Source organism: Psychrobacter sp. D2 (assembly GCF_013608135.1).
GTDB lineage: Bacteria > Pseudomonadota > Gammaproteobacteria > Pseudomonadales > Moraxellaceae > Psychrobacter > Psychrobacter cryohalolentis.
Map to the genome: position 1 here is coordinate 167,870 of NZ_JACDXZ010000002.1, position 25,332 is coordinate 193,201.

A 25,332-nucleotide genomic window follows, 5' to 3' on the forward strand; every position below is an offset into this window, starting at 1 on the left:
GGTCAACATAGATGATTCATCTATCATGCATGTTTACGTTTTTGCTATAGATTAAAAGAGAGTTTTTGCTACCATTGCTGTCATTATGAGTGATTTTTTCACAAGGTGTTTTTGAGGTACTCAATCGATGCTTGGAGCTTAATTAGCCAATTTGAATAATACTACCCGAATCTAGAAGCTATTTTGCAAAAGCTGATCCTTATCATTACTCAATACTTTACCTTTATATAATAAAAAACGCCTCAATCCGCCTATATCGTTGCACGCTAGGCATCGGTGAACTCTTTAAACCAAACTGGGCTTGATGCCAAAAAACAGTGATATCAGAGTACGTAAGTGACAATATGACAAGTAAACAGTATAACTATAGCGGTTGGACAGCTTTTAGTATCGCCACTTTGCTACTGTTGCAAGGGACAATGGCTATGTCTGCCCAAGCGGCTAACGCGAGTAAAAGTGGTCATCGCGTGCTGATGATTGAGATGACACCAGCATTATGTAACTTGCAACCAACGCGTTCGCGTATGCGTCAGTGTCTAGAAGGCTATTCCTTGACTGTGTCAGGTTTAGACATGGGTTATGGAGAACGCTGCGGACGTGGTAGTGAGCCGCGTATTACACCGCTACAGTTAAAAGTCGTCAACCGTATTATGCCTGATACCACAGTGCGTACCCAAGCGTGGCAACGTTATGGCGCTTGTAGTCCATTAAGCTCCAGTAATTACTTCCGCCAAATCACTAACTATGCGGGCGCTCTCAAGCTGCCAAATGAGCTAAACACGGGCAATAGTTATACGGTATTAAAATCTCGTTTTATCGGTCAAATGACCAGCTTAAATAGTGGTATGACTCCTGCTAGTGTCGATCTGATTTGTCAGTCAGGTACGCAACGTCAAATGATATTGACGGATGTACATGTCTGTTATGAAGGCAGTGAATTTGGCAACTGTCATAATGTCGTGGACAATTGTGGCAGTAAATTCGTTATTTCAGGCGGTAAATAATCCGTCTTTATCTGGTTTTATTATCTCTTCTTTTACATCGCACATCTTACGCTTAACCTATTTCTATCCTGCTATATAAATTGCCAATATATCATCGTATAAAATGTAACAATATAGTTAGGGATAGGTTTCTTGCTTTATCTAGACGCTTAATAGACTGAAGTGCTACACTAGCTCTCGGTTTATGACTACTATATTAATCGAGTAAGCATTCAGCGAGTAAATCGCTATCTAAATCGATAATCACCAATTAGAATCGTGAATATCTAATCAATAATTAGGGAGTATTCAATGTCAATGAAACAGCCTGTACGCGTTGCCGTGACTGGTGCCGCTGGTAATATCAGCTATGCTATGTTATTTCGTATTGCTTCTGGCGAGATGCTAGGCAAAGATCAGCCAGTGATTCTGCAATTACTTGAAATCGCTCCAGCACTCGACGCCCTAAAGGGTGTGGTCATGGAATTAGAAGACTGTGCATTCCCATTATTGGCTGGTGTCGTCCAAACTGATGATGCGACCGTGGCTTTTAAAGATGTCGATTATGCGTTACTCGTAGGCTCACGCCCTCGTGGTCCTGGTATGGAACGTAAGGATTTGCTAGAAGCCAATGCTGCGATTTTCTCAGCGCAAGGTAAAGCATTGAATGATGTTGCAAGCCGTGATGTTAAAGTATTAGTAGTAGGTAATCCTGCTAACACCAACGCTGTCATCGCTCAGCGTAACGCACCGGATTTAGATCCACGTAACTTCACTGCCATGACTCGCCTAGATCATAACCGTGCAATGGCACAGTTAGCTGGTAAGACTGACAGTACGGTTAATGACGTGAAGAAAATGATCATCTGGGGTAACCATTCATCAACTCAGTATCCTGATTTGACGGCGAGCACTGTAAATGGCAAACCGGCGTTAGACTTGGTTGATCGCGCATGGTATGAAGGTACTTATATCCCAGAAGTACAACAACGTGGCGCTGCAATCATCAAAGCACGCGGTGCATCATCTGCTGCTTCTGCTGCCAACGCGGCTATCGCACACGTACGTACGTGGGTAATGGGTACTGATGAGAATGATTGGGTATCTATGGGTGTCTATTCAAACGGCGAGTACGGTATTGCCAAAGGTTTGATTTACTCATTCCCAGTAACTTGTGCTAACGGCGATTGGTCTATCGTAGATGGCGTTGATGTCTCATCAGATTTCTCAAAAGAGAAAATGGCAGCCACTGAGCAAGAGCTGAGCGAAGAGCGTGATGCAGTAGCACACTTATTACCGTAAGCTTTTAGGCTATTGTCATATTAGGGCTGTTTATATTCAGCACTAAGTAAAAGGCCCTCATTTATCATGAGGGCTTTTTTTGTTTGAATTTTAGCGTGCTGTCAGCGTTATTTATATTTCATCGATAAATAGCCTACCTATGATGCCTATTTCCGCATAATGCTTAAAGGTTAATACAATTGATAACGTTAGATAAACGTTGATTAACAGCTATTACTATAAAGCTTGCTACAATAATCAGGTTCATTTAAATAATAAGCATAAGTAAATTTTGCCATTTAAGGAGAAAATGTATGTTAGGCGAACCTGAATATAATATGAGTGAGTTATTCGCTCAGTTGGGTCTTGATAGCTCTGATGAGGCGATTGATCATTTTATTGAAAACAATCAATTAGCAAAAGAAGAAAAATTGACAGAAGCCAGTATCTGGAATGACAATCAACGTATGTTCCTACAAGAAGAATGGGAAAAAGATGCAGCGTGGGTAGAAGTGATTGATGAATTGAATGTCCGTTTGCACCCACAGGCGTAAGTTATCAGCTAGGCAATAAAAAATAGCCTGATAATAAACCAGTCATTAAAAAACCCACAACTTTAAAGGTTGTGGGTTTTTATTTATCAATGATTTGCTTAAAAGGGTCACTACTTAACCACCCGTTTGCTTGTCTCGCCATTCAATCAATTCTTGTACATCATGATGAATACCTTCTTTTAGCGCATCTAAACTTTCGTAATGACGTTCTCCATGCAAATAATGCAAAAAACGCACCTGCAAGGTTAAACCATATAAGTCGGCTTGTAGTTGTGGAAAGTGTACTTCCAAACGCCAATCATGGGTTTTGTCGACGGAAGGTCTAGTGCCGATATTAGCAGTACCAAACAAACTGTGTGCCTGCAAACCTGCTATGCCTTTATGACCCTCATCTGCACGTTTGACTAAATCGCTTGGTATAACATTGCCATCATTATCTAGGCTAACCACATCGACCGCAAAAATACCATGTAAGGCAGGCTTGATACGTTTTAGGTCAATATTAGCGGTCGGGAAGTCCATGGTGCGACCAATTTTATCACCACCAACGACCGTGCCAGTAATAGCGTAATCTCGACCAAGTAATGCATTAGCCGCATTGATATCACCTGCCAATAAGAGATCCCGAATACGAGTGGAGCTGATGCGTGCTGCTTTATGATTATCGTCAGTAATCGTATCTAGATTGGTCACATGCAAACCATAATCGCGTAAAAACTGACTGTCACCAGTACGATCATGCCCAAATTTAAAATCATCACCCAATACCAAGGCTTGTACATTTAAACGCTGTGCTAAAATATCTGCAAATGCCTGCGCTGATAATGAGCGAAATTCGTTGTCGAAGCCTGCCACAATCAAGGTTTCAACGCCATATTCTGCTAGCAACGCTTGCTTTTCAGCAAGATTGGTTAAACGGGCTGGGGCAGCAGCAGGGGCAAAGAACTCTCTTGGCTGTGGCTCAAATATCATCACGGCAGAGCCAAGATTACGCGCCTTTGCAAGTTCGCGCACTTGAGTAAGCATCGCTTGATGTCCCAAATGCACGCCATCAAAATTGCCAATAGTGAGCACACAGGGCGCTAAAGCTACTGGGTTGGTATTGGTAGGCGAAGCGTCTGAAGACGCCAGCAGTTGCTCAAGAAAATAGGTATTCATAAATGTTCAGCTATGATAGATGAAACCAGATAAAAAATGAAAAACACATTTGGATATAAAGTCGATGTGTTTAAAATCAGCCATTATAAAGTAAAATAGCCAGACTAACATCCTATAGTCTGCTGATAATGGCAGAACGATATTGTCCGTTTTATATCATAGTTATTTTACTGACTGAAGCTTGTTTGACTACCTAGAGATCGCTTTATAGGATGATCAAACTATTAACGATGAATAACCCATTACGGAGGTGCTATGTCTGCAATAACAGCTAACCCACATTCTAAACCTATTTTTGATCGAACTAATTTGCCTATATTGACGAATAAGTTTGGCGATACATTTATGGTGCAGTATGCGACTGCAGATGATTTATCTGAAGTTTTAGCCATTTATAATCAAAGTATTGCTGGTAAGCAGGCAACAGCCAATCTAGAACCAGTGACTTATGAAGAGCGGGCAGCTTGGTTTGTAGAACATATCGAGAGTGCAACACGACCTATCTATATCGTTAGAATGATAGATGTAGCTGTGGAAGACGATATGCATAAAAAACGCCCGTCAATTGTCGCATGGGGCAGCTTTAGTGATTTGTATGCGCGTCCGGCTTATCATATTAGTAGCGAGATCAGCATTTATATTCACAACAACTATCATAGTCGAGGTCTAGGCAGTTTATTGCTTCGCTGGATGTTGCAGCAAGCGCCAAGCCTCGGTATTCGTAATGTTGCAGCGCTTATTTTTGCCCATAACCAGCCAAGCTTGGGGTTATTTCGTAAGCTTGGCTTTGAGCAATGGGGGTTGATGCCACAAGTCTGTGATATGGATGGATTTATCGCTGATGTGGTGATGCTGGGTAAACGGGTGCTAGATAATGACAATGATATTTAAGATAACTATGGTGACATTCCTGCTTTAAACAAGCATTTTTTACCCCAATATTTTCCATTCACCATTGATTTTTTGCAGCTCATAAGCCAAAGGCGCAGGCTCACTTTGACCTTTTAATCTTAGCTCACCTGTGACCGTGGCTTTTGTTTTATCGCTATTGTACTTGGTATCAATAATAGTGACCGCTTCAACCGTCTGCTTAAAGGCAAACTGGGTGTTTTTTAACTCTTCAGCGAAATTCTCCATATCGACTTTATAGTATGACGCCGCTTTCTTAACGTCGCCATAATATAAGGTATCAAGCGCTAGTTTCACCGTATTTTCTGGTGTACCTGCTTCGGTTCGATTGGTTAGTATACTTGGCTCTTTTACAGCCGCTGCGATAGGGCTGATATCTTGACTGACGATGTCGTTATCTGTCTTAGCCGTATCACTGTTAGCTATGCTATCAGTCTTATTAACATCAGGAGTACTATCGACATCATCCATGCTGTTAACAGTATTTATGGCAGATGAGCCGTCTGTTGTCTCGTCTGCTGGCTGGGTCTCTACCTTGTTATTGTCGCTACAACCGCTTATCAATAGTCCAGCACTGAGTAGACCAGTCGCAAAAATCATAGGTAAGCGTTGAGCTGCAAGCTGCTGAGTAGTCATATAAAACCTTAATATTGAGTAATTTAACAATAAGCTATTATGGCAACTATCAGCAGTATGCACTGTCAATTCTCATATTGAGCTTGTTTTGGTTTGGTAAACCAATAATTTATCACACCCTTTTAACCATGTTTGAGCTGGCGAGGACGGAAGCCTGTTGCTAATAATACTCCGCCGTAAACCAGCGCACCGACCACACACATAATCAGCAACGCAACCAAACGTTGCCACTGTGCCTTGTCGGTTGGAAAGTACGGTAGCATGACATAAAGCACAGCGATCATAGCACTGGTAGAGATTGCAAACTGCGCAAACAGTTTTTTCCAGTGACTACCAAAACGGAAAATATCACGCTTATGCAAGAAGTAATACAGTAAGCCTGCATTCACAAATGATGCGCCAGTTGTCGCAAGTGCCAGACCGCCATGCAATGGAATCTCAAGGAAATAAAATACCCCAATGAAGATAACACTAAAAATCATATTAGCAAAAACGGAAATAATACCGATTCTGACGGGCGTGCGGATATCTTGACGAGCGAAGAAAGCAGGGGCAAAGACTTTAATCAACATAAAGCCTAAGATGCCACCCGCCATGCTTTTTAGCGCAAGCGAACTCATTTGCGCATCACGTAAAGTAAATTCGCCACGTAAAAATAGCGCTTGCATGAGCACGTCAGACAGAATAAACAGTGCTGCCGATGCAGGTACACCGACTAAGATAATTAAGCGAGCTGCCCAATCGATAGTCTTTTTAAAACTGACATCGTCTTTTTGGGCTTCACTTTTTGATAGGCTTGGTAAAATGACTGTACCAATTGCCACACCAATTAAACCAAGGGGTAACTCGCTCATACGCTCAGCGGCATATAACCACGAGACTGAGCCGCCAATCATCAAAGAGGCAAAGATAGTATTTAATAGCAGATTAATTTGAGTAACCGATACCCCAAAGATAGCAGGTAGCATCAGCTTTAATATGCGTCTGACGCCTTCATGCTGGAAGTCGATTTTGGGCATCACCAGTAGTTTTTGCTGGGATAACTGCGGCAATTGCAGTAGGAGCTGTAATAAACCGGCGATAGCGACCGCATAACCGAGCGCCATAATGGGCGTCTCAAACATAGGTGCAAAAACCAGCGCGCCACCAATCATACACAGATTGAGTAATACAGGTGCAAAGGCTGGTGCCGCAAAACGTCCGTAACTTTGTAAAATGCCACTGGCAAAAGCGGTCATGGAGATAAATAATAAGTAAGGGAAGGTTAGGCGCAACAGCTCAGCGGTAATCGCAAACTTATCAGGTTGATCAGCAAAACCGGGCGCAAATAAAGTCACGACCCACGGTGCCATTAAAATAACCACTACGGTCAGCATCGATAAAATTAACATCAGCGCGCCTGACGTGCGACTGACTAATATCTGTACTTCTCGTAGACTATATTTTTCTTTATATTCAGATAAAACAGGTACAAAGGCCTGACTAAATGCGCCTTCAGCAAACAGGCGTCGCAGAAAGTTCGGTATCTTAAAGGCGACCAAGAAAGCGTCCATCAGACCGCCAGCGCCAAAGACACCTAGTAATACGATATCGCGTACCAGACCTAAAATACGAGATAGCATGGTCATACTGCTGACTACCATGGTTGAACGAAATAACCGACTTTTTGCCATGAGAACCTATTATGCCAATTTGTTTAGTGATGGTTGCTTGCTGATTTACGAGAGTCAAAAAAACTGTCAGATTATAGCACTTTCATAACCTAGGTAAATGCATTGAATATGGAATATCAAGTGTTAAAAAACGTTGATAAGATGTGCGGCTATTTTTTATTGCGAAAAGTAAATTGAGGATTAAATAGTTTTATAGATTTCATTTAGGAGTCTAAATAGCTCAGAACGTTTATCAATCATAGATTTTCTATAATTGGCTGTATCATTATGGTCGAAAGGTATATCTACAGACTCGACTCTCTTTTTAAGAGCTATAACTGTTTCGCCATATTCTCTAAGCTTAATTTGAGCACTACCATAGCCAAATAGTAGTAATAAAGATTCTGCTTTCGTTAGCTCACTAAAGCTATCGAACAATTTATTTTGAGAATCTAGGAATCCGTTAGATTTAGGAAGAGATGAATCTGGAACCAGTCTACGCCGCCAATCAGTGGCAAATGCCCAATAATTCAGAGCAATAGTATTAAAATTCTCAACTTTTTCTGCGACTTCTTTTAACATTTCAAACTCGCGGTCTACTTTAGCTTTTTTAAGCTCATTACGATGCTGTGTTGAGGATAATAGAAAAGCAATAACGCCTGCTATCAATGCACCCAAACCTATTTTTACTGCCGAATCAACCACTTCAATCCAAGTCATAATTTTTCCAATCGATAAATAGTCATTATTAAAATCAAGAAATGATTACTTTGATAGCGCAGCTACCATTTCACGCAATCTTGTCCATTCAAAACAATCACCGGGGTCAGTCTTGCGACCGGGTGCAATGTCACTATGACCAGTCAGATGCCGACGAGTTTTGGGATACGCGTCATAGATTGCGACGATTGCTTTTGCCAATGACTCATACTGCGCCGCGCTAAAGGGCACAAAATCTGACCCTTCAAGCTCAATGCCAATGCTATAATCATTACACTCAGCTCGACCAAGATAGCTCGACCTGCCGGCATGCCATGCACGCTCGTTAAAATTCACAAACTGGGTGATAGTACCGTCACGCTCGATAAATAAATGTGCGGAAACTTCAGCACCTTTTATCGTCTGAAAATAAGGATGGGCGTCCCAGTCTAATTGATTGGTGAACAAGGCTTTGACGTAGTGGTTGCCATTAGAACCGCACGCGCCAAACTCGTTAGGCGGTAGGCTAATATTGTGAATAACAATTGTATCAATGCTGATATGTTCAGGTCTTTTATTAGTGTTTGGCGATGCAAGCCACGTGGCGGCAGATAATTGACCCTCGTTGATAGTCATTGATGATGCTATAGACATAATGCTCTCTTTTATCGTGGTTATTAATCAGCAGAAGAATGCGTTTTATCGTAAATTTTGTATAAATAAATAGCAAATATATCGTCATTTCAGTATAAACAAGAGAGACGTCAATAATATTTTGCTAGAAGTCTATTGTTACTCATAAATGTTCAAATTTTTAATGAGCGTCCATCACGTGATAAGCGTATCACCTTTACAGTGCGAGATTTTACTTATGTCTATACACTCAGTTTCAAATCGTATTGCGCTAGATGGTACGCCAATACAGCTTAGCCGCCGTGCACGTTTGTCATTGGCGATAGCTGGACTGCTGCTAACTGCGCAAGCACAGGCATTTTTACCAACGCCTGCATCACTGGTTACGACTGGTGAGCTTGCACTTAATACCGATGCCAATACCAATACTAATAACAATGCTAAAGCCGAAACAGATGCAAATCAGCTGCTAAATCTATGGCGTGAGCAGGCTAAGAAAAAAAATCTTGCCCAAGATACGACGTGGCGCCGCTTATTATATTTCTCTGATGAGAAAAAAGGCTTGTTTAGCAAAAATAAAAATATCAGTGTGGTCGATGACGCTCGCTTCTTTTTGAGCCCAAATGGGCGTGAGGATTCAGGCGCTGAGCTGGATGCGATGCTTGTTGCCTTTGCTGATGAAATGGCTAATAAAACCAATAATTCTAAAACTAATCATACTGCCCAAGCTAGTAATAGCAACTCTGCGCTATGCCGTTTTCCAGCAAGAGCAAAATGGTTAAGCGATACCTTGGCTATTGAGAAGTCAGCCATGCAGGTAACTTGTCCAGAGCTGACGGCTTGGATGCAAAAGCTTGCCCCTGAGCAGCTGTCTATTATGTTTGCCCAAGAGTACTTAGACAATCCTCTGTCTGCTTTTGCTCATACCTTGTTGCGTATCGATTCAAAAGCAAGTGTGGCTGATCCAAGCCAAATTCATCATGCTTATGCGCTAAATGATACGGTCGATGGCGATACCAAAGATAACTTTGTATTGTACGCCATCAAATCTATGACGGGCGGCTATAACAATCTGATCGAGATTGACCCTTATCCAGAAAAGCTTGCTAAATATCTGCAAGACGATGAGCGTGATGCGTGGACATATCAATTGGATTTGACCCCAGAGGAAGTACAGCAAATCATATTGCATGTTTGGGAAACCAAAGATTTAAAATTGCCCTATTACTTTACCTCTGACAACTGTGCCTCTGAGATTTTGCGCCTGATAGATGTGGTACGTCCAGAGCAGCACTTATTAAGTCAGCTGCCTTATGCCGTTATTCCATCAGATGTGGTACAGCTGCTGAACAAAGAAGGTTTTCTCGCTAGCACCAATTATACGCCGGCTGATAGTACCTTACGCCAAGCACAATTGAACAAAGTCAAACAGGAGCGTGAGCAGCTCGGCTACCATAACAACCCCAAACAGACGATTAATGAGATTAAGTCGGCACAGCTCAATACAGTTTCGAGCATGTCATCTGATGGTCAGACGTTACTCACTCACCAGATTGTGGTCTCAGATACCAATCCTCTCAATCGACATTCGCTGCAAATGGGCAGTATTGGCATTGGTCAGCGCGGCGATAATAATTACATCGATCTTGGCGCGCGCGCAGGCTATCACGATACCCTTGATCATCCGTCTGGTTTTCCACAGTTCTTTGATTTAGAAGGTGCTTCTGCGACTGTGCGTTTGTATGACACAGATAATGATAAAGCCAATCAGCCAAAAAGTGTGGTGTTACAGAATTTGACTTTGATTAAAGGGCGTTCTTTTAACCCTGTCAATTCGGCTAAGAAGGGCAAAACCTGGGGCGCGAGTATAGAGGCCACGCGTGTAAACGACGGCTCGCAGCAAGACGGTACCGATCATTTAGTTGGAAGCTTGGGCTATGAGACTGGTTGGTCATGGGCGTTTGGAACGCCAAGCGCAGGGACAGGCGAGATGCCGCCGCAGCTTTGCTATACATTTTTGGCAGGTACTGCGCAAACGGGGCGTGGTATCAATAAAGGCTTTCGTGTCGGCGCAGGCGTGAACGCTGGTTGTCGTTATCAGATTAACAATCAGTTACGTGCACAGGCTGAATTGCAACTGCCATATTGGTATCATGGCAGCAGCGATGACTCTAATGTGCGCGGTCATTATTGGCAGCCTATCTCGACCTTAGGTTTACAGTACGATATCGATAAAAAACAAGCATTACGTATCAATGCCAATTATGAATGGCAAGATCGCATTGATGCCAATGACGATGTACAGCTGTCATATCGACGTTATTTTTAGTAGCCACCAGTATTTTTAGCAGCATCTTCAAAGGCAGGCAGGAATTATGATGAATACGCATAATATATTAATTATCGGTCAAGGTGACATTGGATTACCAGTGACCAATAAGCTTGCGCAAGATGGATTAAATGTCACAGGGCTGGCACGTAATGAGAGACAGCATTACGCACTGGATGATAAAGCTAAATTTATGCAAGCAGATGCGTTGACGCTTAGCGCTGAGCAACTGCAAGACTTTACTCATATTGCTATCATCGTCACCCCTGATGAGTACTCAACCAATGGTTATCACAATAGCTACTTGGCGATTAACCAGCATCTAGCGTTGCTTGCGGATAAACTAGCCAATCTTCAGCGCATTGTTTTTATTTCTTCAACTGGTATCTATGGGCAAGATAACGGTGAATGGATCGATAAAGATACCGTGCCGATGCTGCCTAAACGCGAAGCATCACAGGTGATATTGCAAGCAGAGCAAATGCTGCAACAAGGTTTTGATGATAAAGCAATTATCATTCGCCCAAGTGGTATTTATGGGCGCGAGCGCTTAATGCGTGTGCGTAAAGCTAAAGAGTCAGAGAAAAAGCCGATAGCAGCTGGCGTGTGGACCAATCGCATTATGGACTCTGATTTGGTCAATATTATCGCCAAAGTACTAACGATAGAGGTACCAAAGCCTGTTTATATTGCAACCGATTATTTGCCAGTGACGTCCTTTACGCTGACCACTTGGCTATGTGAGCAACTGGGTGAAGCGCTGCCAGTACTTGATGATAAGAATAGCGCCATGACCGGAAAGCGCCTACATAGCAATATTCCGTTAGCGTGGCTGACGTACCCTGATTGGCAAATGGGATATGAAGATATTTTGCGTCATCAAGACTCATAAGTTGCTATAGCGCTTAAATACGTTTTCAAATATATTGTTCATGAGTGCTGTTTTATAATAGCACTCACTTAGGGAGATTTCATGACCCAGCCTTTTACTTCTGATGAGGGTTTATTCAGTGTTGATCTTGTGGCAGAGGGTCAGTTTGCAAATAATAATGCGGCGCAATCAGCCGTTTTATTCAGTAGTGACCAGCCTGCGATTGTCCATCCTAATTTTGATCCGACGCAAGTGCCATTAGATCCTGCAAGACCGCTAACGGATATTCCAGAACCAGCGCGACGCTTAAATGGGCAATTACGCCGATTATATGGCAATGCTGCCCGTTTTTATCAGCCTGATAAGGACAGCTTGTCAAAATGGTCGCTTATTGCGTCAGAGGCATTAGCAGAACATTTATCCTTACTAAACGCTGCTAAATTGATAGCGCTGCCTGATAGTTTTTATCACAATCAGAGCGAGCAGCCATTAATGTCGTCGTTAAATGAGATAGTTTTGCTAGATATGTCAGATATTCAACAAGCAATTCGGGCGTATCCAAGATTGAATCGTTATGGATTTTCAGAGACGGAGAGCGAAGAGGGTGATAAAGATATTAATGCTAAAACCAAAGTATCTGCTGCACTATCTCTGCGCACCCTGACCAAACGCTATAACCCTGATGAGCTTTTAAATAGTATGTATGCTGATGACTGGCACGTAATACTGCAGCCGCAGCAGTTCGAGTTAGGTGAGGGCAGCTTAGCGACTGATATTATGGCGTGTAGCGTTGCTGTTCATGCTTTAAAGCAGTGCAGCCGCCGCAAAAGTATCAACCATAGTTATAGTGCCGCGCAAATTTGCCAGCATATACGCAGCTACTTACTCAGTCAGAGTATCTGTGAGCCTGCTCAGCGGCATGCCTATCGCCAAATTCGAATTTTTGCAGGGCATGTGATCATAGCTGCTCATCATTTGGGCTGGAATATTCAAATGAGTCGTGATGGTCACTGTTATTTTGACCTCTCCTCACGTTGCGGTCTTCTGACCCGATATCCCAATATGCAAGATTATGATATCAATGGTTGGTCAAGTTAAGCGCCAACGCCTATAATGCGCGTCATGATAATCATTTTTAAACCTTTCTTTTTGTTCATAGGAATTCTCTAATGCCCCATGCCCAATACGCTAACAATGCCCCATTTTCATCTCATGCCTTTATTCAACTGGCGTTAGACAACCAAGTCTTAAAGTTTGGCGAGTTTGTCTTAAAGTCTGGTCGCATTAGCCCGTATTTTTTTAATGCAGGTTTGCTTGCATCAGGTGAGATGTTGTCGCTATTAGCGCGTGGTTATGCAGATGCTCTAGCGGAACAGATGGCTGCTACAAATGAGGGTAAAGGCGCACAAGAACTGGTTATCTTTGGTGCGGCTTATAAGGGTATTCCCTTTGTGGCAGCAACCGCACAGGCTTTATGGTTACATCATGGTATCAATGCCAACTGGGGCTACAACCGTAAAGAAGCCAAAACACACGGTGAAGGTGGTAATTTGGTCGGCGCTGACGTCAGTGGCAAGGCGGTTTGGGTATTGGATGATGTGATTACCGCTGGCACAGCGATGCGTGAAGTGGTTGAGATTTTAGAACAAGCAGGCGCACATGTTGCTGGTATTATTGTGGCGCTTGACCGTAAGGAAAAAGGCTTAGCAGAGCGCTCGGCAATTCAGGAACTGGCGGCAACGTTAAACGTTCCAGTGCGCGCCCTTGTCGATATTGACGACTTAATCAGCTATCTGGCAGAGGGTGGTCATTCGAATCAAAATGCAACCCAACTTGCAAAAATGCAGCATTACCGTACCCAGTATGGCGTATAGTTAAGCGTAACTATTGCTATCTATACTTGCCTATATTGGCATGCTGATATGTGATTTGTGTGTATTTTATCTATTAATAACATCCTGTAAATGAGTATTCTTATGAGCCTAGAACAGCCAAAAAAATCTTTGAACATACTTGTGATTATGGATCCCATTGAGCAAGTTAATTATAAAAAAGATACTAGCCTTGCTATGATGTGGTCGGCGCAAGATCGCGGTCATCGTTTGGGTTACTGTCAGATTCATGATTTATGGCTTGATCGTGGGCAGTTGATGATCGATACGCAGTCAGTTACTGTCAAGCGTGATCCTGAGGATTTTTATACGTTAGGGGATAAGACGACAGGTTCGGTCAGCGATTATGATGTGATTTTGATGCGTAAAGATCCACCGTTTGATATGCGCTTTATTTATGCAACTTACATGCTTGATCATGCAAAGGCCGCAGGCGTACTGGTCGTCAATGACCCACAAGCCATTCGTGATTGTAATGAGAAATTGTTTGCCACTTGGTTTAGTGACTATATGAGCCCAACGATTGTGACCAGTAAACAGGCTCACATTCGCAAATTTATCGCTGAGCAGCAAGACGTTATTGTCAAGCCATTAGATGGTATGGGCGGTACGGGTATATTTCGTTTGACTGCTGATAGCCCAAATATTGGCGTGACGCTTGAGATGTTGACTGAGCTTGAAACGCTGCCGATTATGGCGCAGCGTTATCTACCAGAGATTAAAGAAGGTGATAAGCGCGTACTTATTGTCGATGGCACTGTGGTTGACTATACCTTGGCTCGTATTCCAACAAAGGGTGAGACGCGTGGGAATCTTGCCGCTGGTGGTAGCGGTGTAGCCATGCCGCTGACCGATATCGAACGTCAAGTCGCAGAAGTGGTCGCGCCTATTGTCAAAGCAAAAGGTTTAATGTTCGTTGGTTTAGACTTAATTGGTGGACGCATTACGGAAATTAATGTCACCAGTCCAACCTGTGTGCGTGAGATTGATGACCAATGTGGTACAGACATTGCGACTGACTTTATCATCGCAATAGAGCGAAGACTGGCAATCTGATAGGCTGCTAAAGTTTGTTAGTTAAATAAGCTGTAAGGATAGAGTAATGTAATGCTCATCTACTGGCACAATGAGTAAAAATAGTTGTGCTAACATAGATCGTTAAAACGTCAGGGTACTAGCGTTTTGATAACGATTTCGCGGTATTTACCAAAGCCAAGTCGCGATTATTCACGGCTTGGATTTTTGTTATTGGTCGGGCAGAAATGACTATATATCAGACCACGATTTACACTATACTATGCGGGCTTTTAAACAGCTCTAATGACCCGATGAGTAAGATGGCTATAGGACAATAAGTCCTTCATATCAATACAAAAAAGATAGGCAGGCGTTTCATGAAGACACCGCACATATTAATGATGGCTGCTGGTACTGGCGGGCATGTATTTCCAGCACTTGCGGTTAGTGAAGAACTGACTAAGCGCGGTGCGGTGATTCATTGGTTAGGCACACCAAACGGTATGGAGAATGGTTTGGTGGCGCCAACCGGTTATCCTTTTCATGCGATTGAGATGCAAGGCTTACGCGGTAAAGGGATTGGGCGTTTGCTTAAAATGCCAGTTACATTGCTTTCTGCGACTATGGCAGTGATCAAAATCATTCGTGGTAATAATATTGATATAGTGGTTGGCTTTGGCGGATATGTCAGCGCACCCGGCGGTATAGCAGCCCGTTTGACCAAGACACCGCTTATTATCCATGAGCAAAATGCCATTGCTGGCATGAGTAACCGCTACTTAGCGAAGATGGCGACCAAAGTCTTGCAAGCGTTTGAAAATACCTTTGGCAATAGTCAGCTTGATGCAAAACTTGAAACAGTTGGTAATCCAGTACGTAATGCGATTACTGGTGTTGCTGAACCTATAGCGCGTTATGATATAAATGACTGCTCAGCATTAAAACTGCTAGTGGTTGGCGGCTCACTGGGTGCACAAGTGCTAAATGAGACCGTGCCAAAAGCACTGGCGTTAATAGAAAGTCCGTTTGAGGTACGTCACCAATGCGGGCGTAATAATGAGGCTGCCACACAAGCAGCTTACGATGAGCAAGATTTGAGTATGCACAAGTTTACCGTACAGCCATTTATCGATGATATGGCAGCAGCTTATAACTGGGCAGATATTATTGTTTGCCGTGCTGGTGCGTTGACCGTTACTGAAATCCAAAATGTCGGTATTGCCGCGATTTTTGTACCATTGCCAAGTGCAGTTGATGACCATCAAACGGCAAATGCGCGGACGTTGACATTACATAAAGCGGCGATTCTATTACCGCAAAATGAATTGACGCCCAAACGCTTGAGTGAAGAGCTTGCAGCCCTTGATCGACCTGCTTGCTTAGAGATGGCAAAAAAAGGTCACGCGCTTGCCAATCGTCAAGCCTGCCAGCACGTTGCCAACATTATCTGGCAAGCTTTGTAGATAAACAAATAAATACCCGATATTTTTACCTTATTATATTTTATCCGTCTTATAAAAAGAGAAACCCTTATGCCAACCTCTGCTAAAGCCTTAACCAAACGTTTGATTGAAATACCAGAAATGCGCCGTATTCAGCATTTACATTTTATTGGTATTGGTGGTTCGGGGATGTGTGGTATTGCTGAGGTTATGAATAATCAAGGCTATCAAGTCAGTGGTTCTGATATTACTGAGAGCTTAGTGACCAAACGTTTGGCGCAGATTGGTATTGATATTGCTATCGGTCATGATTCCAAAAATATTGCCAATGCTGATGTCATCGTTGTATCGTCTGCCATCGATCGTAGCAATCCCGAAGTAAAAGCAGCACTCGAAGCACGTCTTCCGGTAGTGCGCCGTGCGGATATGCTTGGTGAATTGATGCGTTATCGTCACGGTATTGCTATTGCTGGGGCGCATGGTAAAACCACCACGACCAGTTTGCTGACCACTATGATGGCAGAAGGCAATTTAGATCCTACTTATGTGATTGGCGGTAAGCTTAATGCTTCGGGTAAAAATGCCGCGCTTGGTAGCAGTCGTTTTCTAATTGCCGAGGCTGATGAGTCTGACGCCTCATTCTTGTCATTGCATCCGATGGCGGCGATTGTCACCAATATTGATCAAGATCATATGGAAACTTATGGCAATAGTTTTGATAAATTAAAGGCAGCTTATATTCAGTTTTTACAAAACATGCCGTTTTATGGTTTGGCAGTGGTCTGCGGTGATGATCCTGAGCTGTACGCGATGATTGATGATATTGGGCGTCCAGTATTGACCTTTGGTCTTGAGCCATTTAATGATGTACAAGCCGTTGATTTGGTCACCGAAGGTACAAAAACCCATTTTACAGTACTACGCCGTGATCATGAGCCATTGCGTCTGACACTGAATATTCCGGGCGTGCATAATGTCTACAATGCGCTTGCAGCCATTACTATGGCGACTGATGAAGGCGTCGATGATGCTGCAATCACCCGTGCGCTACAGAAGTTTGAAGGGGTTGGTCGTCGTTTTGAGCAACATGCCTCTGTGGAGATAGATGATGGTAATGTGCTGCTGATTGATGATTATGGTCATCATCCAAAAGAAGTTGATGCCACCATCAAAGCGGCGCGTCAAAGCTTTCCTGAGCGTCGCTTAGTGATGATGTTCCAGCCTCATCGTTATAGCCGCACACGTGATTGCTTTGATGATTTTGTCGAAGTCCTCTCAAGTGTCGATGAGTTATTGTTGTTGGATGTCTATTCTGCTGGTGAAAGCCCTATCGCTGGTGCGGACACCAAAGCCTTAGCACGTAGTATACGTTTGCGCGGTGCCGTCGAGCCAACGATAGTGGATAAAGACAATATTGCCCCTGTTATGCAGCGATTATTGAAAGCAGGTGATATGCTGATCACCCAAGGCGCGGGTAATGTCGGGCAAATAGCTATCGATCTCGCCGCCAATAATCTTTATATCAAATAAGCCTTAGAAGCATTAGAAGCATTGCTTTAAAAATATTAGGAGCACTAACGATGACCATGAATAATACTAAAGAAAATAATAATATTGATAAAGATGGCGTTAATGTTGAGCAAAACGCTACAGATAACAGTAACAACAACATTAAAGGCAATGTTCAAAATAACGCTGCCCCTATTATCAATCCAGAAACAGCTTTAGCAGCTGCTGCACAAGCAGAGCAGGATAAAGTAAATAACAATAGCCAAAGCGCTAATATGTTACCCGCTATTAAAGAAAGTAAAGTAAAAGAGGCGAGTGAGTTTGGTAGAGTTGCTGTCATTTACGGTGGTAATAGTAATGAGCGTAGCGTGTCTTTAGACAGCGGTGCAGCTGTATTGCAAGCACTACAAAACCAAGGGGTTGATGCCACGCATTTTGATCCTAAGCATCAAGACATTACTGAACTACGTCAGTATGATCGTGTATTTAATGTCTTACATGGTCGGGGTGGCGAAGATGGTCTGCTGCAAGGCGTGCTACAGTGGTTTGATATTCCTCAAACCGGCTCAGGTATTTTAGCGTCAGCACTTGGTATGGATAAAGTACGTACCAAACAGCTGTGGCAAGGCTGCGGATTATCGACTGCACCGTTTTCACTGCTAACCGCTGATACCGACTGGCAGCAGGTGGTTAATATGTTAGGACTACCACTGATTATCAAGCCTGTTCATGAAGGCTCAAGCATTGGTATGACTAAGGTTAATAACCTTGATGAGCTTCCTGCTGCCTATGCAACCGCCGTACAATGTGGCGATGTAGTGATGGCGGAGCGCTGGATAACTGGTCGCGAGTTTACTATCGTTATCATTGATGATGAAGCTTATCCTGTCATTCGCCTAGAGCCTGCGGATATCACCAATTTTTATGACTTCGAAGCCAAATACAATCGTAACGATACCAGCTACTATATCCCTTGTGGTTTAAGTGCTGCGGATGAAAAGCATTTGCAAGATTTGAGCTTGGCTGCATTTCGTGCGGTTGATGCAAAAGGTTGGGGACGTATCGATGCAATGCAAGACGAAGCGGGCAACTTTTGGCTACTTGAGATTAATACCGTACCGGGTATGACCAGTCATAGTTTGGTACCAATGGCAGCCAAAGCTCGTGGCATGGATTTCGAGAGCTTGTGCTGGCATATCTTGGCGCAAACGGTGTAACACTTTATTAAATAAGTCACTGCCTATATACAACAAGCTGTTCTTAGTAATTATACAAGAGTGATTATTTCAATAAATGAGGTATTTAAACTACTTATCATTGTTGAATAGTAGCTTCTCATTATTCGTAATGTATCGCTATAGCTGCTATACCACAGCTTCATGTAAACTTGTGTAAATTCGTTAGTAGTAGTAGGGGTTAGGCTATTGTTTGAAGGTAAAATGCGTTAATATTGTAACTATCTAGTGGTTTTGGTGATAGTTATACAACGCTTTGGTAAGTCCTTCATTAAATAAGAGAAATGTTACATTTAAAGGCCGATAAGCACACTTTATATTGCCATTTAAAGTTACGAATTGATAGCATATCTATTAAGTAGATTTTACACTTGCATAATGGTTATAAGCGCTTTTGCATAAATAAAAAAGATCATCGATTTACGTAAATATGAATCGAATGTATGAAATATACAGATTATTTTGATTAAATATAGGGACGAAGTTTAATATGGCTCAAACTGTCAATGACGTCGCTGACTTGATGAGTGATAAAACCCGTCACCCAAAATCAAACTTTCAAGTACCCACTGCGGTTAGATACTTTTTTACCGTATTGGTGCTTGGGTTATTAGTGCTGATATTGATAATGGGCGGTAAGGCTTTACGTGACGCACCTCCAGCAGCTATTCATGTCGATCATCAAGGATTGACGGCTGCCGAATATCGGGCGCTACAGCATGTTATGAATCAGCAAAGTGTGAGCAGCTTTTTCACCTCTGATTTGCAAGCGCTGAGAGATATTACCACTGGTTTGGCTTGGGTTGATCAGGTCAGTATCAGTCGTGACTGGCAAAAAGGTATTGTGGTTACCGTATTGCCTAAGCAAGCAGTGGCAAATTTTGGTACTGAGCGTCTAGTGGATGCAACAGGCAATGTGTTTGTCCCTGCTGATAGTAGAGATTTAACGCAAGATAACTTTGCAACTTTGCAAGGCAATATGACTCAAGCGCCGGTTATTATGCAACAGATGCAGCAAGTCAATGACTGGTATGCTCCGCTTGGCTTACAAGTTGAAGATATTATTTTGTCGCCAAGAATGACGTGGCTGATTCGTTTTGATAATGGGTTACGTATTATCGTTGATAATGAGAATACAGCGCAAAAGTTACTGAACTTAAGCCAGCTGCTGGGTAATCAATTAAAAAACCGCCGTGATGAGATACAATCGGTAGATCTTCGTTACAAAAATGGATTTACGATTGCATGGAATATAGCAGTGCCAAAAGATAATGATACACCCGTAAACGAAAAACCATCGATTGAAGCACCTCTATAAGTAATATATAAAGTAGCCAACACGCTAAACTTGTCTACTTTATTTTTTATACAGAGTATACATACGCTATTATCAGCTGATAATAGACTTATTTTAATGATTTAATGGAGACATCATTTGTTCTCCTGTTTAGCGATAATTTGTCTGGTACCATGAAAAATACTGAAAATTTGGTTGTTGTCCATCTAAGTGCCACGGCAGTTTATGTCGTCATTGGTAGTGTTGTGTCTGCAAAAGACATCCGTATTATGGGTGTGGGACAAGTTAAGAATAGCGACTTTTATCAAGGTCAAATCAAGCATCGCGAACGCTTGCAAGGTGCTATCAAACAGGCTATTCAAGAAGCGGAAGATACCGCTAATTGCCGTGTGCATAGTGTCTGGCTGACGCTGGCGACTCCTGAGCTATTGAGCAAAAATAGTGCGGGCGATGTTAGAGTAGAAGATGAATTCGTTCGTGCTAAAGATATGGTACAAGCACTCTCAAATGCCAAATCGCAAGATTTGTCATCTGACTATTATCTGATGCATTGTTGTCAGCAAGGTATTTATATCGATAACCAAGAGTTTATGGTTGATGATGCCATTGATATGGTGGCGCACAATATAGCTGTGATGTATCACATGATGATGATGCCAGTTGCTGGTCGTCAAAATATCCAAAAACTATTGCAAAGCTGTGATGTGGGTATTGATCATATTGTTTTCGATGCGGTAACGAGTGCCGAATATAGCTTGATGAGCGAAGAGCGCCAACAAGGCGTTTGCTTGGTAGATATAGGTGCCAGTACCACAAGTATTTGCGTTTATAAAGAAAATAAGCTGATTTTTACCCATTGTATCGCAACGGGTAGCCATGAAGTGACGATGGATATTTCGGCAGACGTTGGTATTTCGATGATAGAGGCTGAAAAGCTGAAAAAATCGCATGGTACAGTGGATGTGAACAGCGTAGATCCAAGCTCATTTTTCCTATTTAAACCCCAAGGGTCAGGTGATGAAATCAACATTGGTATCTACAACCTTGCGCGTATTATCGAAGCCCGTTACGTGCAGATTTTCACTGAAGTAGTACGCCAGTTACATGAAGCGGATTTATTAGGCTATATTGATAAGGGCATTGTGCTCACAGGCGGCGGTAGTGCGATTAAAGGCATGATACCGTTTGCGAAAAAACTATTAAAAATGCCAGTGGTATTAACCAATACGCATCCTGCGATTAGTGCTTATAATCATTTTGATAATGATGAATCCTTTAAGCAGCTAAATCTTCAGGTTAATGATCGGGCTTATCAAACGGCATTTGGTACACTATTATATAGCCAAAGCGAGCAGTTTCGGCGCAGTGAAAAAAGCGAGCCTGAAGCGATTCAAAAAAATCGTGTGACGGGTGTTTTTCAAAGTGCTGGTCAACGTTTTGCCAGTGTACTGAAAAAGATATTATAATTGTCCTGTAATCTTGCTGAAAATCTATTTACCCAATTAGATAAGCGGTTTGTCAACTAGACCAAACAAGCATATTAAAAGCAATACCCTGTATAATAACGGCATATCTTGGTTAAGCATTACTATTTAAGCCATGGCCCTGTTTTAATCAAATACATTTATATATAGTAAGTCGATAGCGCGCCATATGCGTGTGTTACCACGTATCGACCATCACGCTATCTGCAACTGGAGAAACTTTTTTATGTCAAAATACACCATGCCAGATGATAATCAGCTTCAAAATAATGGCCAAGCAAGCTTCACTGTATTCGGTGTAGGCGGCGGCGGCGGTAATGCAGTTGAACATATGGTACAGCAAGGGATTAGAGGTGTAACATTCGTCTGTGCCAATACGGACAAACAGGCGCTTGATCGTTTGACCGCACCGCATAAGTTACAACTTGGCGCAAAAACCAACCGTGGTCTTGGTGCAGGAGCGAATCCAGAAGTGGGTCGTGAAGCAGCAGAAAGTGACGAAGAAGCAATTCGTGCACTGCTTGAGCATTCAGATATGGTCTTTATCACCGCTGGAATGGGTGGTGGTACGGGCACTGGTGCTGCACCAGTCGTAGCGCGTATTGCCAAAGAAATGGAAGTATTGACCGTTGCTGTAGTCACCACGCCGTTCAAATTTGAAGGCGGCAAACGTATCAAGGCTGCCAAAGCGGGTATCGAGCAGCTGACTAACTTTGTAGATTCTATCATTACAATTCCAAATGATAAGTTGATGAGTGTCTACGGCAACATCTCTATGCAAGATGCGTTTAAAAAAGCAGATGATGTGCTATTGCATGCAGTCCAAGGTATTGCAGAGACCATCGCTAGCGAAGGTATGATCAACATTGACTTTAACGATATCCGTACCGCAATGACCGCTAAGGGCCATGCGATGATGGGTATCGGTCGTGCCAGCGGTGATGATCGTGCGCGTCAAGCGACTGAAAAAGCCATCAGATCGCCATTACTTGATGATTTGCGCCTAGAGAATGCCAAAGGCTTACTCGTCAACGTGATTTCATCTGAATCCTTATCTCTAGATGAGATGAGCAAGATCAGTGTGATTGTCGAAGAAATTACTGATATCGATGAAGCGCATATCTTCTATGGCTCAGTGATTGATGAAAAAATGGGCGACGACTTGCATGTGACGGTTATTGCAACTGGTTTAACCTTAGATGAAAACGCTGGTGAAGAGCCTGAAGTGGTTGAGCAGCCTGTGCCTTCTGTAAATAGTACGCAACCTGTTGATCCAAACTTGCATACCAGTGCCTTGAACAGTCAAAAACAGTCTCAAGCTCAATATCAAGAAAACCCAATTCGCTCTAATACTGTGCCTGAACAGACTAAAACTAAGACCAATAGCATTCAAGACTATCTAAAGCGTCAGCAGAACAAATAGATATCATTCGTATAAATATTGCTCTCTAAAAAAGCCAGTGTTCAAACGCTGGCTTTTTTGTGCCTATTCATAATTTCTGCTATTTACCAACTACTTATATATTGGTTATTCCTATTTATAAGAAGATACTACCTCAGCCTAATAATTTAGGCAGTATTTTCAAGAGATGAAGCCTTTCAAAGCCCGATATTTCATAGCCGTCGGTTGGTGATTGCGACTAAACAGTCACCGATAATAATGCTTCGATAAGTGTTATCAATCAAAGAGATAGGTAAATTAACGCTTTTTATCGCTAGCGAACAGGGTTCGGGTAATGATACACTATGGCAATTGTAACAAAATATGTGAGAAGACAGCCATGAATCAACGAACCATAAAAACAGCAATTGCTGTTACAGGTACTGGTCTTCATAGTGGTCAACCTGTTGATTTAGAATTTCATCCGCAACCAATCGATACTGGAATCGTCTTTGAGCGTTCTGATATTACTGGCAGCACGCCAATTCCTGCCAGTGCCTTTTTGGTACAAGATACCATGATGTCATCTAATCTGGTGTTTGGTGGTACACGTGTCGGCACGGTTGAGCACTTGCTGAGCGCGATAGCGGGACTTGGCGTTGATAATCTATTAATTCGTGTATCGGCATCAGAGATACCTATTATGGATGGCAGTGCTGCGCCTTTTGTAGGACTGTTATTGCAAGCTGGTTTTTGCGAACAGGATGCTTCAAAGAAATTTATCAGGATTGTACGTACTGTACGTGTCAAAGTTGACGATAAATGGGCAGAGCTACGTCCTTATAATGGATTTGAGCTTAATTTCGAGATTGATTTTGATCATCCTGCGATTGATAAAAACTTTCAGCATGCCCAATTGCAGTTTTCAACCCAAAACTTCATTGAGCAGCTGAGTTCAGCACGCACTTTTGGTTTTTTACGTGATATCGAAGCCATGCGTCAGAACAATCTGGCATTAGGCGGTAGCATGGACAATGCGATTGTTATCGATGAAAGTAATATTTTGAACGAAGAAGGTCTGCGTTTTAATGACGAATTTGTTCGTCATAAAATTCTAGATGCACTTGGTGATTTATATCTGATTGGATACCCCATTTTGGGTCGTTTTAATGCTTATAAATCCGGTCATGCTTTAAATAACTTATTGGTACGTGAGATTTTATCTGACCATAATAACTTTGAAATTGTAACTTTTGATGACAATGTAACATGCCCTATCGAATATTTACCTTTGAATGGTATAACTGTCGAAGGATGAATACAGGAATATACACGAAGTATCGAAACATTTACGCAATATTACATAAAATGGTTATAAGTAAAGTGAAATAATATTCATATAAGTGGATATATATTTCTTTATTTTATGATAACTTGCCTGTATAGTAGATGAGATAAAAGCTGTAGCGAATAGCGAAATCATCTGTCAGTGAGGTTCACAATGTGAATGACACTGACAGATGATTTTTTTTGTTTTTGAAATTACAAAAACCCAGCCTGAATCGTATCATTTACCGGATTAGTTTACATAACTTTACATTATCTGTAGGGGTTTTTTAAGGATTTATAAGGCGTAATAGTGCTTTTTTGAGGTTTTCATCAGTGGTGACATGCTCTGCTGCCTGTGATATAGTCCGCTTTGTGTTTTGGCTAAGAGCCTGATTTTCATGGGCTTTAACGGATATTGAGCGTGATGCTGACAAGCCTGATGATGATTTAGAATAATTATTATTGGTAGATTTATTGGCTATGACGACGCGAATTTGCTTGAGTTGTTTAAATGTAATTGACTGCTCTGTTAACACTTGCAAATACGCGCTCTGCAAATAGCGAATATGATTGGCAGCAGTGACGGACTCGACACTGAGTGTCAATTGCTCAGACGTTAAGCCTACGACCCAGCAGTTATTGAGGATTTCCTCAGGTAGACAATCTACCAAAAGCGCTTTTATTTCAGTGGTCGCTTGTACATATAAACGCATACTATCAGATAGGCTTTGAGGTAGCGCACTACCAGCAAAAGCTTGATGATCGATAAGAGTGGCAAGGCGGTTAGGGTTTTTTTTGGACATCGTAATGACTCATCTAATAGGTGAAAAATCGATACTCATAATAAACAGGCTCTAAACGCTCATTTTTAAAGCAAGGTATGACGTAGCAAACGATTTATGTAGTAGATGATTAAGCTGCTAATGATATCAGCATCAGCTACTTAAGAAGTAAAAGAGCGATTGTACTAAATATTTTATCATGTTTATTTCATGATTATATTCTCTAAACTAATTCATGCTTTGTCACGGATGACGAGCA

General features: G+C 42.2%; 22 protein-coding genes. 16 read left to right on the forward strand and 6 right to left on the reverse strand.

Annotation, left to right across the window (positions count from 1 at the left end; all coding sequences use genetic code 11):
• Positions 1-344: 344 nt before the first annotated feature.
• From H0262_RS03390 to H0262_RS03400, 3 genes are all read left to right on the forward strand, one after another.
• Positions 345-1,004 (forward strand): ribonuclease T2, encoded by a 660-nt coding sequence (locus H0262_RS03390; protein WP_133104726.1) that lies wholly within the window; start codon positions 345-347, stop codon positions 1,002-1,004.
• Positions 1,005-1,301: 297 nt separating this feature from the next.
• Complete coding sequence (locus H0262_RS03395; RefSeq protein ID WP_041753599.1) at positions 1,302-2,285, forward strand: malate dehydrogenase; 984 nt, start codon at positions 1,302-1,304, stop codon at positions 2,283-2,285.
• Between the two features lie 293 nt (positions 2,286-2,578).
• Positions 2,579-2,818 carry a DUF2789 domain-containing protein gene (locus H0262_RS03400; RefSeq protein ID WP_149409328.1) on the forward strand — a complete coding sequence of 80 codons (240 nt, stop codon included), beginning with the start codon at positions 2,579-2,581 and terminating at the stop codon, positions 2,816-2,818.
• A gap of 114 nt (positions 2,819-2,932) precedes the next feature.
• Here H0262_RS03400 and ribF read toward each other — a convergent pair whose 3' ends face one another.
• Positions 2,933-3,976 (reverse strand): bifunctional riboflavin kinase/FAD synthetase, encoded by a 1,044-nt coding sequence (gene ribF / locus H0262_RS03405; RefSeq protein WP_181209691.1) that lies wholly within the window; start codon positions 3,974-3,976, stop codon positions 2,933-2,935.
• A 255-nt stretch (positions 3,977-4,231) separates the two neighbouring features.
• Here ribF and H0262_RS03410 point away from each other — a divergent pair, with 255 nt between their 5' ends.
• On the forward strand, positions 4,232-4,867 hold the full coding sequence (locus H0262_RS03410) for a GNAT family N-acetyltransferase (protein WP_181209692.1): 636 nt from the start codon (positions 4,232-4,234) through the stop codon (positions 4,865-4,867).
• Between the two features lie 39 nt (positions 4,868-4,906).
• Here the strand turns inward: H0262_RS03410 and H0262_RS03415 are convergent, their stop codons facing one another.
• The 4 genes from H0262_RS03415 to ampD all read right to left on the reverse strand — a co-directional run bounded on the left by H0262_RS03415 (position 4,907) and on the right by ampD (position 8,526).
• Positions 4,907-5,521, reverse strand: coding sequence for a hypothetical protein (locus tag H0262_RS03415; protein WP_181209693.1), 615 nt, complete (start codon positions 5,519-5,521; stop codon positions 4,907-4,909).
• Between the two features lie 122 nt (positions 5,522-5,643).
• Positions 5,644-7,194, reverse strand: coding sequence for a murein biosynthesis integral membrane protein MurJ (gene murJ / locus H0262_RS03420; protein WP_181209694.1), 1,551 nt, complete (start codon positions 7,192-7,194; stop codon positions 5,644-5,646).
• Positions 7,195-7,374: 180 nt separating this feature from the next.
• Positions 7,375-7,893 carry a hypothetical protein gene (locus H0262_RS03425; protein ID WP_020444199.1) on the reverse strand — a complete coding sequence of 173 codons (519 nt, stop codon included), beginning with the start codon at positions 7,891-7,893 and terminating at the stop codon, positions 7,375-7,377.
• A 45-nt stretch (positions 7,894-7,938) separates the two neighbouring features.
• Complete coding sequence (gene ampD, locus H0262_RS03430) at positions 7,939-8,526, reverse strand: 1,6-anhydro-N-acetylmuramyl-L-alanine amidase AmpD (RefSeq protein WP_181209695.1); 588 nt, start codon at positions 8,524-8,526, stop codon at positions 7,939-7,941.
• 217 nt (positions 8,527-8,743) lie between these two features.
• Between ampD and H0262_RS03435 the strand changes: the two genes are divergently transcribed.
• The 12 genes from H0262_RS03435 to lpxC all read left to right on the forward strand — a co-directional run bounded on the left by H0262_RS03435 (position 8,744) and on the right by lpxC (position 24,280).
• Positions 8,744-10,834 (forward strand): DUF4105 domain-containing protein, encoded by a 2,091-nt coding sequence (locus H0262_RS03435; protein WP_259275388.1) that lies wholly within the window; start codon positions 8,744-8,746, stop codon positions 10,832-10,834.
• A 49-nt stretch (positions 10,835-10,883) separates the two neighbouring features.
• Complete coding sequence (locus H0262_RS03440) at positions 10,884-11,726, forward strand: SDR family oxidoreductase (protein WP_181209696.1); 843 nt, start codon at positions 10,884-10,886, stop codon at positions 11,724-11,726.
• 81 nt (positions 11,727-11,807) lie between these two features.
• A complete protein-coding gene (locus H0262_RS03445) occupies positions 11,808-12,803 on the forward strand; it encodes a hypothetical protein (protein WP_181209697.1) in 996 nt (331 codons plus the stop codon).
• A 71-nt stretch (positions 12,804-12,874) separates the two neighbouring features.
• Positions 12,875-13,579: an orotate phosphoribosyltransferase gene (gene pyrE, locus H0262_RS03450; RefSeq protein WP_181209698.1), complete on the forward strand. Its 705-nt coding sequence runs from the start codon at positions 12,875-12,877 to the stop codon at positions 13,577-13,579.
• A 102-nt stretch (positions 13,580-13,681) separates the two neighbouring features.
• Complete coding sequence (gene gshB / locus H0262_RS03455; RefSeq protein ID WP_181209699.1) at positions 13,682-14,653, forward strand: glutathione synthase; 972 nt, start codon at positions 13,682-13,684, stop codon at positions 14,651-14,653.
• A gap of 338 nt (positions 14,654-14,991) precedes the next feature.
• Positions 14,992-16,077 (forward strand): undecaprenyldiphospho-muramoylpentapeptide beta-N-acetylglucosaminyltransferase, encoded by a 1,086-nt coding sequence (gene murG / locus H0262_RS03460; protein ID WP_181209700.1) that lies wholly within the window; start codon positions 14,992-14,994, stop codon positions 16,075-16,077.
• Between the two features lie 69 nt (positions 16,078-16,146).
• Positions 16,147-17,586, forward strand: a complete 1,440-nt coding sequence (murC, locus tag H0262_RS03465; protein WP_011514348.1) for a UDP-N-acetylmuramate--L-alanine ligase — start codon at positions 16,147-16,149, stop codon at positions 17,584-17,586.
• Positions 17,587-17,840: 254 nt separating this feature from the next.
• Positions 17,841-18,782 carry a D-alanine--D-alanine ligase gene (locus H0262_RS03470; RefSeq protein WP_181209863.1) on the forward strand — a complete coding sequence of 314 codons (942 nt, stop codon included), beginning with the start codon at positions 17,841-17,843 and terminating at the stop codon, positions 18,780-18,782.
• A 508-nt stretch (positions 18,783-19,290) separates the two neighbouring features.
• On the forward strand, positions 19,291-20,118 hold the full coding sequence (locus H0262_RS03475) for a cell division protein FtsQ/DivIB (RefSeq protein ID WP_181209701.1): 828 nt from the start codon (positions 19,291-19,293) through the stop codon (positions 20,116-20,118).
• Between the two features lie 152 nt (positions 20,119-20,270).
• Positions 20,271-21,563 carry a cell division protein FtsA gene (ftsA, locus tag H0262_RS03480; RefSeq protein WP_201551241.1) on the forward strand — a complete coding sequence of 431 codons (1,293 nt, stop codon included), beginning with the start codon at positions 20,271-20,273 and terminating at the stop codon, positions 21,561-21,563.
• 244 nt (positions 21,564-21,807) lie between these two features.
• Complete coding sequence (ftsZ, locus tag H0262_RS03485) at positions 21,808-23,004, forward strand: cell division protein FtsZ (protein WP_011514344.1); 1,197 nt, start codon at positions 21,808-21,810, stop codon at positions 23,002-23,004.
• Between the two features lie 358 nt (positions 23,005-23,362).
• Positions 23,363-24,280 carry a UDP-3-O-acyl-N-acetylglucosamine deacetylase gene (lpxC, locus tag H0262_RS03490; RefSeq protein WP_181209702.1) on the forward strand — a complete coding sequence of 306 codons (918 nt, stop codon included), beginning with the start codon at positions 23,363-23,365 and terminating at the stop codon, positions 24,278-24,280.
• 298 nt (positions 24,281-24,578) lie between these two features.
• Here lpxC and H0262_RS03495 read toward each other — a convergent pair whose 3' ends face one another.
• On the reverse strand, positions 24,579-25,094 hold the full coding sequence (locus tag H0262_RS03495; protein WP_181209703.1) for a DciA family protein: 516 nt from the start codon (positions 25,092-25,094) through the stop codon (positions 24,579-24,581).
• Positions 25,095-25,332 lie beyond the last annotated feature (238 nt).

What these genes read in the sequence shown, in the direction of transcription:
- H0262_RS03390 (WP_133104726.1), top strand. Translation starts at nt 345, where the DNA reads ATGACAAGTAAACAGTATAACTATAGCGGTTGGACAGCTTTTAGTATC.
- lpxC (WP_181209702.1), top strand. Translation starts at nt 23,363, where the DNA reads ATGAATCAACGAACCATAAAAACAGCAATTGCTGTTACAGGTACTGGT.
- pyrE (WP_181209698.1), top strand. Translation starts at nt 12,875, where the DNA reads ATGCCCCATGCCCAATACGCTAACAATGCCCCATTTTCATCTCATGCC.
- H0262_RS03475 (WP_181209701.1), top strand. Translation starts at nt 19,291, where the DNA reads ATGGCTCAAACTGTCAATGACGTCGCTGACTTGATGAGTGATAAAACC.
- H0262_RS03470 (WP_181209863.1), top strand. Translation starts at nt 17,841, where the DNA reads ATGTTACCCGCTATTAAAGAAAGTAAAGTAAAAGAGGCGAGTGAGTTT.
- murJ (WP_181209694.1), bottom strand. Translation starts at nt 7,194, where the DNA reads ATGGCAAAAAGTCGGTTATTTCGTTCAACCATGGTAGTCAGCAGTATG.
- ribF (WP_181209691.1), bottom strand. Translation starts at nt 3,976, where the DNA reads ATGAATACCTATTTTCTTGAGCAACTGCTGGCGTCTTCAGACGCTTCG.
- H0262_RS03410 (WP_181209692.1), top strand. Translation starts at nt 4,232, where the DNA reads ATGTCTGCAATAACAGCTAACCCACATTCTAAACCTATTTTTGATCGA.
- H0262_RS03435 (WP_259275388.1), top strand. Translation starts at nt 8,744, where the DNA reads ATGTCTATACACTCAGTTTCAAATCGTATTGCGCTAGATGGTACGCCA.
- murG (WP_181209700.1), top strand. Translation starts at nt 14,992, where the DNA reads ATGAAGACACCGCACATATTAATGATGGCTGCTGGTACTGGCGGGCAT.
- H0262_RS03445 (WP_181209697.1), top strand. Translation starts at nt 11,808, where the DNA reads ATGACCCAGCCTTTTACTTCTGATGAGGGTTTATTCAGTGTTGATCTT.
- gshB (WP_181209699.1), top strand. Translation starts at nt 13,682, where the DNA reads ATGAGCCTAGAACAGCCAAAAAAATCTTTGAACATACTTGTGATTATG.
- H0262_RS03495 (WP_181209703.1), bottom strand. Translation starts at nt 25,094, where the DNA reads ATGTCCAAAAAAAACCCTAACCGCCTTGCCACTCTTATCGATCATCAA.
- ftsA (WP_201551241.1), top strand. Translation starts at nt 20,271, where the DNA reads ATGAAAAATACTGAAAATTTGGTTGTTGTCCATCTAAGTGCCACGGCA.
- H0262_RS03440 (WP_181209696.1), top strand. Translation starts at nt 10,884, where the DNA reads ATGAATACGCATAATATATTAATTATCGGTCAAGGTGACATTGGATTA.
- H0262_RS03400 (WP_149409328.1), top strand. Translation starts at nt 2,579, where the DNA reads ATGTTAGGCGAACCTGAATATAATATGAGTGAGTTATTCGCTCAGTTG.
- ampD (WP_181209695.1), bottom strand. Translation starts at nt 8,526, where the DNA reads ATGTCTATAGCATCATCAATGACTATCAACGAGGGTCAATTATCTGCC.
- H0262_RS03415 (WP_181209693.1), bottom strand. Translation starts at nt 5,521, where the DNA reads ATGACTACTCAGCAGCTTGCAGCTCAACGCTTACCTATGATTTTTGCG.
- ftsZ (WP_011514344.1), top strand. Translation starts at nt 21,808, where the DNA reads ATGTCAAAATACACCATGCCAGATGATAATCAGCTTCAAAATAATGGC.
- H0262_RS03395 (WP_041753599.1), top strand. Translation starts at nt 1,302, where the DNA reads ATGAAACAGCCTGTACGCGTTGCCGTGACTGGTGCCGCTGGTAATATC.
- H0262_RS03425 (WP_020444199.1), bottom strand. Translation starts at nt 7,893, where the DNA reads ATGACTTGGATTGAAGTGGTTGATTCGGCAGTAAAAATAGGTTTGGGT.
- murC (WP_011514348.1), top strand. Translation starts at nt 16,147, where the DNA reads ATGCCAACCTCTGCTAAAGCCTTAACCAAACGTTTGATTGAAATACCA.